The organism is Rothia sp. 11273D007AR, assembly GCF_053547255.1.
In genome coordinates this window covers 44964-56939 of record NZ_JBPPWJ010000004.1, presented here as the reverse complement: position 1 = coordinate 56939, position 11976 = coordinate 44964, and the positions used below count along the sequence as shown (strand labels likewise).

Here is an 11976-nt window from a genome sequence, read left to right as displayed (position 1 = left end):
AATGGCTGATTTTGAAGCACGTGAACCCGAATCCAAGGTTGAGCTGAAGTCTGAGTCAGGCGAAGCGGGCGCTATTCCCACCTTCGACGTGACTGTGCAGGTTCGCCGCTACAACCCCGAAGAGTCAGCAGAAGCCCACTGGGACGAATTCAAGCTGACCATGTACGGCACCGACCGTGTACTCGATGCCCTGCACAAGATCAAGTGGGAGATTGACGGCTCGCTGTCCTTCCGCCGCTCCTGTGCCCACGGTATCTGTGGCTCCGACGCCATGCGCATCAACGGCCGTAACCGCCTGGCCTGCAAGACCCTGCTCAAGGATCTTGACCTGTCCAAGCCCATCACCGTTGAGCCCATCAAGGGGCTGCCCTGCGAGAAGGACCTCATCGTAGACATGGAACCCTTCTTCCAGGCCTACCGTGAGATTATGCCCTTCCTGGTCAACGACACCCACGAGCCGGAGCGCGAGCGCTACCAGTCCCAGGAAGACCGCGCCCGCTTTGACGACACCACCAAATGCATCCTCTGCGCCGCGTGTACCTCGTCCTGCCCCGTCTTCTGGACCGACGGCCAGTACTTCGGTCCTGCAGCTATCGTCAACGCCCACCGCTTCATCTTCGACTCTCGCGATGACGCCGGTGACATGCGTCTTGAGATTCTCAACGATAAGGAAGGCGTCTGGCGCTGCCGCACCACCTTCAACTGCACCGAGGCTTGCCCCCGCGGTATTGAAATTACCAAGGCGATTGCCGAGGTCAAGCAGGCTATCCTGGCCCGTTCCCTCTAAAGGCCGGTAGAAAGTCGCGCTCCACATCCCCTGTGGAGCGCGACTTTTTTGTGCGAGGGGCTACTCTATATACATGTCGTCCTATTCTTTTGCTGCAAGCTCCTTGGATCTGAGCTCACCCTTGTTTGCCCAGCGTCTGCGTACCCTGGTGCCGGAACTGATTGCTTTTCGCCGCGAGGTGCATCAGAACCCTGAGCTGTCGTACCTTGAGAACAAGACGACCGAGCGTATTTTCCGTACCCTCACCGAAGCGGGCCTGGCCCCCAAACACCTGAAGGGTACCGGCTGCTATGTGGACGTGGGGTCTGGCCCGATGGCCGCTGCCCTGCGCGCCGATATCGATGCCCTGCCGATCCAGGAGGAAACCGACCTGCCCTACGCCTCGCAGGTCGATGGTGTCATGCACGCCTGCGGTCACGATATTCACCAGACCGTCATGCTGGGGGTTGCTATTGCCCTGCACCGCCTTCACCAGGAGCTTCCCCTGGGCGGCACCGTGCGCATTATTTTCCAGCCCGCTGAGGAGCAGCTGCCCGGCGGGGCCGTGGACGTCATTGCCCAGGGCATCCTCGAGGGTGTACCCAGGGCCTTCGCCCTACACTGTGAACCCAAGGTCGACGTGGGCAAAATTGGCACCCGCATCGGCGCCATTACTAGCGCCTCCGATACCATCAAAATCACTCTTAAGGGCCGCGGCGGCCACACCTCCCGCCCGCACCTGACCGAGGACGTCATTTACGCCCTCTCCCAAATCGCGATTAACGTGCCTGCTGTGCTCTCGCGCAAGACGGACGTCCGCTCCGGCGTGCTGGTTGCCTGGGGGCAGATTGAGGCGGGGGTGGCTCCCAACGCTATTCCGTCCACCGCTTTTTTGGCGGGTACCATGCGCTGTCTGGATGCGGACGTCTGGAAGCAGGCCGGTGCCATGCTCGATGAGGTGGTCGATCAGATTGCTGCCCCCTATAACGTAGAGGTTGAGCTTGAGCACTACCGGGGGGTGCCGCCGTCCGTCAATACCGAGGACGAGGTGGCCATGATTGAGGCCGCCTCCCGCGCGGAGCTAGGGGAGGACTCCGTGGTGCTGGTGGAGCAGTCCATGGGCGGGGAAGACTTCGCCTGGATGCTTCAGGAGGTTCCCGGCGCCCTGATTCGTCTGGGCACCCGCGTGCCCGGTGGGGTGACCTACGATCTGCACCGGGGGGACTACGCGCCGGACGAACGCGCGATTGAGTACGGAGTGCAGGTTATGGCCGCGACCGCGCTGCGGGCTATCCGCTCGGAGCTGTCTCGCAGCTAACCTCCGGGAAGTTACCGGCTGGTAACTTTTTTCAGAAAATTTTTTGAGAGGGCAGGACGCCAGCTCCCGCTTCCGGGGGTGGCCTCCTGCCCTCTGTGATTAGCTCAAATACCTATTCGGTGTGATTAAACAGCAGCAACCTGTTACGCGGTTCACGTTCTTTAAGGTGAATCGGGGGTGAATGGGAAGCTGAATCACACTAAGATGTGTTGTGTTACGCAAAATTTTCTCTGAAAGCACCACTCACACATAGTTGGCGTAAACTATGCGCCACCCGCTTTCAGGGCCGTACGAAAAGGACCTTCATGGCTTTCTCACGTAAGCACGTTGCATCCACCGGTTCCATCCTGGGTATCTCAGCCCTGCTGCTGTCAGCATGTGGCGCTGCCCCCGAAGAATCATCCTCAGCCTCCGGCGAGAGCAGCGACTACCTGGGCTGCATCGTTTCTGACTTCGGTGGTTTCCAGGACAAGTCCTTCAACCAGAACTCCTACAAGGGTCTGCAGGATGCCGTTTCTGAATACGGCATCGAGCACAAGGAAGCTGAATCCACCACCGAAACCGAGTACGGCCCCAACCTCGACCAGATGGTTCAGTCAGGCTGCAACCTGACCGTTACCGTTGGCTTTGGTCTGGCAGATGCTACCAAGGAAGTAGCAGAAGCTAACCCCGATATGCACTTCACCATCGTTGACGATAACTCCATCGAGCTCGACAACGTGCGCCCCATCGTCTTCGACACCGCCCAGGCTGCCTTCCAGGCAGGCTACCTGGCCGCTGCCCAGACCAAGACCGGTAAGGTCGCAACCTACGGCGGCATGGAATTCCCCACCGTTACCATCTTCATGGACGGCTTTGCTCAGGGCGTTGCCTACTACAACGAGCAGAAGGGCGCCAATGTTGAGGTACTCGGCTGGAACACTGAGGCCCAGTCAGGCACCTTCACCGGTGACTTCGAAGACGCCACCAAGGGCAAGACCAACACCCAGAACTTCCTGGACCAGGGCGCAGACATCATTCTGCCCGTAGCTGGCCCCGTAGGTTCCGGCACCCTCGAAGCTGTCAAGGAATACAACGCCACCAGCCCCGAGAACCCCGCTTCTGTCATCTGGGTTGATGCTGACGGTGTTGAAACCAACCCCGACTTCCAGGACATCATCCTGACCTCCATCATGAAGAAGATGGACGCCGCTATCACCGAAACCATCAAGTCAGACATGGACGGTAACTTCACCTCCGACGCCTACATCGGCACCCTGGAGAATGACGGCGTTGGCCTGGCCCCCTTCCACAACTTCGAATCAGCAGTCTCAGACGAGACCAAGGCTGAGCTCGACAAGATCAAGGAAGACATCATCTCAGGTACCATCAAGGTCGAAACCGCAGGTACCCCCACCGCCTAAGCAGGCAGGTTAGCCTCGGGCTACTCACAACGGCTCACACCCTCAACCAGAGAGGTGTGAGCCGTTTGTCTGGCCAGCGGTCCTGCTCTTGCAGACAGCCTTTAGGGTAGGAGCCTAAACCGCTAAACTAGGCACAAACACTCCTTCACTCTGCAGCCTGCACCAGGCCGTAGTGTGCGTCCGGTTCTCACACAGAAAGCCACCCCATGAAACTCGAACTGCGCAAGGTCACTAAACGCTTCGGTGACTTTACCGCGAACGATAGCATCGACCTTGTGGTCCGCCCCGGCACAGTACACTGCTTGCTGGGTGAAAACGGCGCGGGTAAGTCCACCCTCATGAACGTCATCTTCGGTCTCTATCAGCCCACCGAAGGCCAGCTGTTCATCGACGATCAGCCGGTTGAGTTCTCAGGTCCCTCAGGCGCCATGGCAGCAGGCATCGGCATGGTGCACCAGCACTTTATGCTGGTCCCCGTCTTCACCGTTGCCGAGAACGTGGCCCTGGGCTCCGAATCCCTCAAGGGTGGAACCCTCGATCTTGAGACCACTCGCCGTAAAATCCGTGAGATTTCAGACCGCTACGGCTTTGCTGTCGATCCCGACGCCATCGTTGAAGACCTGCCCGTTGGCGTGCAGCAGCGCGTTGAAATTATCAAGGCCCTGGTGCGCGACGCAGAGATTCTGATTCTTGACGAGCCCACCGCTGTGCTCACCCCGGCAGAAACCGACCAGCTGTTGGGCATCATGGATCAGCTCCGTAAGGACGGCAAGTCCCTGCTCTTCATTTCCCACAAGCTCCGCGAAGTCCGCGAAATTTCGGACGACATCACCGTCATCCGCCGCGGCAAGGTCGTGGGCCACGCTGACCCCTCCATGTCGACCACCGAACTGGCCTCCCTCATGGTCGGTAAGGCCGTGCAGCTGACCGTCGATAAGTCTGAGGCCCAGACCAACGATCAGACCTTCGCCGTCGAAAACCTCACCCTGGTTGCAGAGAACGGCGTGCCCCTGCTCAAGGACGTCACCTTCACCGTGCACGGCGGCGAAATTCTCGCCGTTGCCGGTGTGCAGGGCAACGGCCAGACCGAATTGGCAGAATCCATCATCGGTCTGCACCCCAAGGCCACCGGCTCCATGAAGCTCAACGGCACCGAGCTGCTGGGTATGACCACCAAGCAGGTCCTGCGCACCGGCGTCGGCTTCGTGCCCGAAGACCGTAGCAAGGACGGCCTCGTCGGCTCCTTCTCTATTTCAGAGAACCTGATCCTCGACCTTTTCGACACCAAAGATTTCTCATCGGCAGGCACCCTCAACCGTGCCAAGATTTCTGAAAACGCCGACCGGGCAGGTGCTGAGTTCGACATCCGCATGGGCTCCAAGGAGCACACCGCCTCCACCCTTTCCGGCGGTAACCAGCAGAAAATCGTCGTAGCCCGCGAACTCTCCCGCCCGCTAGAACTCTTTGTCGCATCCCAGCCCACCCGCGGCGTCGACGTCGGCTCCATCGAGTTCATCCACAAGCGCATCGTTGAAGAACGCGACAAGGGCGTGCCCGTCATCATCGTCTCCACCGAACTCGACGAGGTTTACGGTCTAGCCGACCGCATCGCCGTCTTCTTCCACGGCGAACTCATGGGCATCGTCCCGCCCAGCACACCCCGCTCCGTGCTCGGTCAGATGATGGCAGGAGCCACCTACGAAGAAGCCCTCGCAGCAGCCGCAGAACACGAAGAAGAAGCCCCCAGCGCTTCCCACGCCAAGCACATGGCCACCACCCCCGAGACCCCCTGGGCAGAAGGAGAAGAGAATGAGCGAGCATAAGCCCGCAACCCCGCAGGTAGACCCTGCCCTCGCTGCCGATACGGCAGTTAAAACCCCGCCCCAGGACGTCCCCTCCCAGCTGGTGGCAACCGAGAAGCCCTCAACCTTCGCCCGCATCGCAGGCGGCAACGTCGGCCTCTCCATCGGCGCAGCCCTGGCAGCCTTCATCGTCGGTGGCCTGCTGATTGCAGCAACCGACCCCGCCACCCAGAAAGCGGCCTCCTACTTCTTCGCCCGCCCCATGGACACCATCAGCGCAGGCTGGACTGCTGCCTACGAGTCCTACCTGGCCCTGCTGCAAGGCGCTATCTACAACCCCAACGGTAAGAGCTTTGTGCAGCAGATTCGCCCCATCACCGAAACCCTGACCGTAGCCACCCCGCTCATCTTTGCGGGCCTGGCCGTAGCCCTCTCCTTCCGAGCAGGTCTCTTCAACATCGGTGCCCAGGGCCAGATTATCCTTGGCGCTATCGTCTCCGGCTGGGTTGCTCTCAACGCCGGGCTTCCCGCCATCATCACCCTCCCCCTGGTTGTCCTCGGCGGCATCCTAGGCGGTGCAATCTGGGGCGGTATCATCGGCGTCCTCAAGGCTAAGACCGGTGCCCACGAAGTCATCCTGTCTATCATGATGAACTACATCGCGGCTAACCTGCTGGTCTACCTGCTCAAGACCCCCCTGCTCCAGCGCGAAGGTAGCTCCAACCCCATCTCCGAAAAGCTACCCGAAAGCTCAGTCTTCCCCCAGATCCTAGGCCCCTCCTTCCGCCTCCACCTGGGCTTCATCCTCGCCATCCTGGCCGTCCTCTTCATCAGCTGGCTCCTGAACCGGTCCACCATCGGTTTCCGCCTGCGCGCAGTCGGCGCTAACCCCAACGCCGCCCGCACCGCAGGTATCTCGGTTGCCTCTGGCTACATCATCGTCATGGCGATCTCCGGCGCCCTCGCAGGCCTCGGCGGCACCGCTCAGGTCGCAGGCACCGAAAAGGTGCTCACCACCGGCATCGCAGGTACCCTAGGCTTCGATGCCATCACCGTAGCCCTGCTCGGACGCTCCACCCCCTGGGGTACCTTCTTCGCCGCCCTCCTCTTCGGCGCCTTCCGCGCAGGCGGCGTCTCCATGCAGGTTGCCACCGGTACCTCCATCGACATCGTCCTCGTGCTCCAGGCCCTCATCGTCCTCTTCATCGCCGCACCCCCGCTGGTCCGTGCCATGTTCCGCCTGCCCGACCCCACCGGCAAGCCCAAGAAAAAGAAGTCAGCTAAGAAGAAGGCCGTGGAGGCATAACCATGAGCGTCACCGCAACTCCCGAAACCACCGCCAGCACTTCAGAAGAAAAGCTGGTCGTCAAAAACTGGAAGAACCCCATCATCTACGGGGTACTCGCCATCATCGGCACCCTGCTCATCGCCCTGCGCGCCCCCAAGAGCACCATCAGCATGGGCATCAGCGACGGCGTCAGCTGGTTCTCCGCTGAACCCCTGAATATCAACCCCCAGGTCTACGGCTGGGTAGCCTCCATCGTCATGCTGGCCCTCGCAGGCTACGCGCTGGTGACCACCAACGCCGGCAAGACCCTGGGCCGCTGGGTAGCCCCCCTCTTCTGGTTCTCCTTTGCCTCCGGCCTACTCATCTGGGCCATTGGCTCTACCGCCAAGCCAGAACTCTCCCTGGTCTCCCTGCTCAACGGCGCCGTGCTGCTCTCCATCCCCATGATCTTCGGCTCCATGGGCGGCCTGCTCTGCGAGCGCTCCGGCATCGTCAACATCGCCATCGAAGGCCAGCTCCTGCTGGGCGCCTTCTCAGCTGTCCTGGTAGGTTCCATCACGAAGAACGCCTGGGCAGGCCTTCTCGCAGCCATGATCGGCGGCATGCTGGTCTCAGCCCTGCTGGCCCTCTTCTCCATTAAGTACCTGGTCGACCAGGTCATCGTGGGTGTCGTGGTCAACGTCCTGGTCTCAGGTCTCACCGGCTTCCTCTTCAGTCGCGTCCTCGAACCCAACGCGTCCACCCTCAACTCCGCACCCAAGCTGCCAGCCTTCGCCATCCCCGGCCTCTCCGAAATCCCTGTTCTGGGCCCCGTCCTCTTCAACCAGAACGTACTGGTCTACCTCATGTACATCGTGGTAGCCGTCATCTGGTTCGCCCTCAACAAGACCCGCTGGGGCCTACGCACCCGCGCCGTCGGCGAACACCCCAAGGCCGCCGACACCCTGGGCGTCAACGTCAACCGCCTGCGCGCCACCAACGTGCTGCTGGCCGGTGCCGTAGCCGGTATGGGCGGCGCCTTCTTCACCCTGGTCTCCGTATCCTCCTTCAACTCCGACATGACCGCAGGCCAGGGCTACATCGCCCTCGCCGCCCTCATCTTCGGCCGCTGGACCCCCATCGGAGCCCTCTCCGCCGCCCTCCTCTTCGGCTTCTCCCTCAACCTGCAGTTCGTCCTCTCCATCCTGGGCACCAGCGTGCCCACCGAACTGCTCGCCATGCTGCCCTACCTGGTCACCATCTTCGCGGTAGCCGGTCTGGTCGGGCGCTCCCGCGGCCCGGCTGCCGTCGGTACCCCCTACGTCAAGGAATAGGTCCGGACGGATGCAGGGAGATAAGTAGCGCCATCCGGGTATGCCGCCGCCGCGCAACCATTCTTTCTCCTCGCGCGGGGCGCTCGTCGAAATTCATCGCCAGGCCCGATCCACGCGCCGGCAGGCGGCATACCCTACCGGCGCTTGAGCTCCTTCTCCCCTAAGCCAGGTGGCCGCTACCTTCATGTAGGGTAGCGGCCATTGCCGTCTTAATGTTCTTGAGGCTGGGCTAGGGTGGAGGCGGACGCCCCGGCAGCCGACTGGCTGGGATGAGTAGGGGTTTCCGCGAAGCGAAACAGAAATCCCTGCGAATTAGCCGAGCCTGCGAGGCTACATGAATCGCGTGCGAGCTCTGCGAGCCTGCGAGAAGGTTAGTCGGCAAAGGGGCGTCCGCCTCCACCTCCCCGTACCTGTAGAAAAACAAAGGAAGATAACAATGACTCCACACACCATTGACTGGGACCAGCTCACCGCTGCCGCCACCGCAGCCCTGGCGAACTCCTACTCGCCTTATTCCAACTTCGCGGTGGGGGCCGCAGCCCTAACCACCGACGGGCGCCTGATTACCGGCGCGAACATCGAAAACGCCTCCTACGGGATCACCCTCTGCGCCGAATGCTCCCTCATTTCCGAGCTCTTCCGCACCGGCGGCGGCAAACTCGCAGCTTTCGCCTGTGTCGATAAGGACGGCAACGCCCTGATGCCCTGCGGCCGCTGCCGCCAGCTGCTCTACGAACACAGCGCCCCCGGCATGCTCCTGCGCTCCACCAGCGGAGTGCTCACCATCGAGCAGATGCTACCCGACGCCTTCGGCCCCGACCGCCTAGCTGCCCCCTAACGTCCCTATCTTTCCCGTTCACTGACCGCTTTGCTCAGGCCAAGCCCCGGCGCAAACTGGCATACTGGAAGAGACGCCCGAACAACACGACACAACAGGGCAGGGGAGCGAAGCTGCACCCTGCCGGGAAGGTGAGCGCTTGAGCACCGAAGCTTTCGACGCCGTAGACATTATCCGCACTAAACGCGACCAGGGAACCCTCACCAACGACCAAATTGACTGGGTCATCGACGCCTACACCCGCGGCGTTGTAGCCGACGAGCAGATGAGCGCCCTGGCCATGGCCATCTTCCTCAACGGCATGAACCGCGAAGAGATTGCCCGCTGGACTGACGCCATGATCCGTTCCGGTGAGCGCATGGACTTCTCATCCATCATCGGTCCCGGCAAAAAACTCGCCACCGCAGATAAGCACTCCACCGGCGGCGTTGGTGACAAAATCACCCTGCCCCTGGCCCCGCTGGTCGCCGTCTATAACGTGGCCGTACCCCAGCTCTCAGGCCGCGGCCTGGGCCATACCGGCGGCACCCTCGATAAGCTCGAAGCTATCCCCGGCTGGCAGGCCAACATTTCCAACGAAAAGACCCTGGACATTCTCGGTACCGTCGGCGCTGTTATCTCAGCCGCAGGCACCGGCCTGGCCCCCGCCGACAAGAAGCTTTATGCTCTGCGCGACACCACCTCCACTGTTGAGGCTATTCCGCTCATTGCATCGTCCATCATGAGCAAGAAAATTGCCGAGGGCACCGATTCTCTGGTGCTGGATGTTAAGGTCGGTTCCGGTGCCTTTATGAAGGACGCTGCCCGCGCCCGCGAGCTGGCAGAGGTCATGGTTGAGCTGGGCCAGGGTGCCGGCGTTAAAACCAGTGCCCTGCTCACCAACATGGACACCCCCCTGGGCCTGACCGTTGGCAACGCTAACGAGGTGGCAGAATCCGTTGAGGTGCTCGCCGGCGGTGGGCCCGCAGATATTGTCGAACTGACCGTTGAGCTGGCCCGCGTCATGCTCAAAAACTCCGGCATCGACGCCGACCCCGCCGAGGCTCTTGCGGACGGCCGCGCCATGGACAAGTGGCGCGAAATGATTTCCTCCCAGGGCGGCGATCCCGATGCAGCCCTGCCCCAGGCTCGCGAAACCCACACCGTCTACGCTGACGCAAGCGGCACCCTAACCCGCCTGGACGCCCTGGCTGTGGGTGTGGCGTCCTGGCGCCTGGGCGCAGGCCGAGCCCGCAAGGAAGACGCCGTGCAGCTGGCAGCGGGTATCAACCTGCACGCCAAGCCCGGCGACACCGTCACCGCAGGCCAGCCCCTGATGACTCTGATGACCGACACCCCCGAACGCTTTGAACGAGCCCTGGAATCCCTCAAGGACGCCTGGACTATCGGAGGCGATTACACCCCCACCGACCTGATCCTGGATAGAATCAACGCGTAAACCTACCTTCGCCCCTGCAAGAAAAGAGAAGAACCGTGGGCCTATTTAGCCGCAAAAAAACTCAGGAACCTGCCCCTGTAGAGAGCTCCACTCAGCGGGACGTCCTGGCAACCAGCCTGGATGCCGAGCAGACCGCTGCCACTCAGACTGCTGAAACAGCCGCTCCTGCCAGTGGCCAGTTTGCCCCCACCGGGCTGGGTGCAGGTGAGGGCCTCAAGGCCGTCGTGAAGCTCATGCGTGCCAAGGCAGAGGGCCAGGTGACCCTGAACCTGACCCAGAACGCCAACGACATGAAGTACACCCTCTACCAGCGTGGCCAGGAAGTTGAGTCTGGTCTGGTCACTCCCGGTAGCGAGTGGTTCCAGGCTGTGGCTGACCTCTACGTTGAGGAAGAGAAGAGCGAGCGCGGTGCCTGGAACCGCGCCCTGATTGTGGTCAACCCCGCCATTGGTAGCGATGCGGCTGTGCATGCTTCTTTCATGAACACCGCCACCAGCAAGACCCACAACCTCAACTATGCCCTGGATATGGGCGCTGCCCAGGCTCAGCATGCTGGCGAGGCTGAGCAGGCCGGTGAGGCCCAGCAGGTTGCTGAGGCTGAGCAGGGTAAGGACGTCGCCCCCGCCCCGGTTGCCGCAGGGCAGGGGGAAACCGCAGCCCAGGCTGAGGATCGCATGAGCCGTATCTCGGCCCGTCTGGCCCAGGAGAAGGCAGCGCAAGAGAAAGCAGCACAGGAGAATACTGACCAGAGCGAAGCAGAGACGGCAGAAAGCCCCGCTGAGGAAGCCTCAGACAGGGCTGAAGAAGCGGCTGTAGAGCCTGCGCAGGAAGAGGCTCCCGCGGCAGAAGCAGGTAACGATGAAGAAGCTGCTGCGGAAGAAGCTGCCGCTGAGGAGGCTCCCGAAGTAGATGCCGCTTACCAGCAGGGGGCCGTGACCGCCGCTGCCGCTGAGAACTACCCGGCGACTGCGAGCGTCCGCTCTGCAACTCCGGCAGAAGAAGCAGCGCCCGCCGAAGACACCGCCCCGGCAGAAGAAACTGCCGCATCCGACGAGAACGACGCCCACCAGCTGCCCACCCACCTGGACGACAGCGAATTCGAAGCCGACGACCAGCCCCAGGCGTCCGCTGCCCCGGCCCAGGCCCGCAGCCTGCCCGCGTCCGCCCCGACCCTGGACGCCCCCATGACCGGCACCAGCGTCGATATCGCCCCCTCCTACGCCGAGCACAGCCAGCCCAAGCCCTCTGCCACCGAGAAGGCCAGCGGCAACCTGGTGCTCACCGAAGCCGAGGTTGTCTCCCGCTTTGCCCCCGCCTACGAGGCCCTGTTCGGGGCAGACGGCACCGCCCGCGATGTGTCCACCGTGCTCATCCGCGTGCGTACCCTGGGCTCCTACTACGACGCCCTGACCCACGTGCGCCGCAACGGCTTCTGGGAACAGGTACGCACCTTCGATCTGATTCCCGAAGAGACCCTGGCGATTCTGCAGCTCAAGGCCGACTCCTACAAGGAAGGCCACGGCTCACCCCTGGCCATCAACATCCGCTTCACCCCCGGCACCCCGGTCGAGGCCTCCTTCGACTATGCCGATGAAGAAGCCTTCGTGCGCTACCCCGAGCACCTGCCCGCCCAGCAGTACGTTGAAGAGCTGCGCATGTTCCCCCGCACCGGCGAGAACATCCCGGCCCACATGAGCGAGGCCCTAGCCTCCTGGACCTTCTAGGCCCACTCACCCCTCACCTGATGCACCCGCCCCGAAAGAGCCCCGGCCTTTTCGGGGCGGGCCACTACTGAAAGAACCTTCTCCAC

General features: G+C 62.0%; 9 protein-coding genes. All 9 read left to right on the top strand.

What is annotated here, in order from left to right; all coding sequences use genetic code 11:
• Position 1 precedes the first annotated feature (1 nt).
• On the top strand, positions 2-787 hold the full coding sequence (locus ACED88_RS03165) for a succinate dehydrogenase iron-sulfur subunit (protein WP_135011168.1): 786 nt from the start codon (positions 2-4) through the stop codon (positions 785-787).
• A gap of 73 nt (positions 788-860) precedes the next feature.
• Positions 861-2084 carry an amidohydrolase gene (locus ACED88_RS03160; RefSeq protein ID WP_449108674.1) on the top strand — a complete coding sequence of 408 codons (1224 nt, stop codon included), beginning with the start codon at positions 861-863 and terminating at the stop codon, positions 2082-2084.
• A 305-nt stretch (positions 2085-2389) separates the two neighbouring features.
• Positions 2390-3487 (top strand): BMP family lipoprotein, encoded by a 1098-nt coding sequence (locus tag ACED88_RS03155; protein WP_449108673.1) that lies wholly within the window; start codon positions 2390-2392, stop codon positions 3485-3487.
• Positions 3488-3693: 206 nt separating this feature from the next.
• On the top strand, positions 3694-5310 hold the full coding sequence (locus ACED88_RS03150) for an ABC transporter ATP-binding protein (RefSeq protein WP_449108672.1): 1617 nt from the start codon (positions 3694-3696) through the stop codon (positions 5308-5310).
• Complete coding sequence (locus ACED88_RS03145; protein ID WP_449108671.1) at positions 5297-6595, top strand: ABC transporter permease; 1299 nt, start codon at positions 5297-5299, stop codon at positions 6593-6595. Before ACED88_RS03150 ends, ACED88_RS03145 begins: the two co-directional genes overlap by 14 nt.
• 2 nt (positions 6596-6597) lie before the next feature.
• A complete protein-coding gene (locus tag ACED88_RS03140) occupies positions 6598-7890 on the top strand; it encodes an ABC transporter permease (protein ID WP_449108670.1) in 1293 nt (430 codons plus the stop codon).
• 436 nt (positions 7891-8326) lie between these two features.
• The gene (locus ACED88_RS03135) at positions 8327-8728 is read left to right on the top strand and encodes a cytidine deaminase (protein WP_449108075.1); all 402 of its coding nucleotides are present in this window, start codon (positions 8327-8329) and stop codon (positions 8726-8728) included.
• Between the two features lie 139 nt (positions 8729-8867).
• Positions 8868-10166 (top strand): thymidine phosphorylase, encoded by a 1299-nt coding sequence (locus ACED88_RS03130; RefSeq protein WP_449108669.1) that lies wholly within the window; start codon positions 8868-8870, stop codon positions 10164-10166.
• Between the two features lie 35 nt (positions 10167-10201).
• Positions 10202-11890, top strand: coding sequence for a hypothetical protein (locus ACED88_RS03125; protein ID WP_449108668.1), 1689 nt, complete (start codon positions 10202-10204; stop codon positions 11888-11890).
• Positions 11891-11976 lie beyond the last annotated feature (86 nt).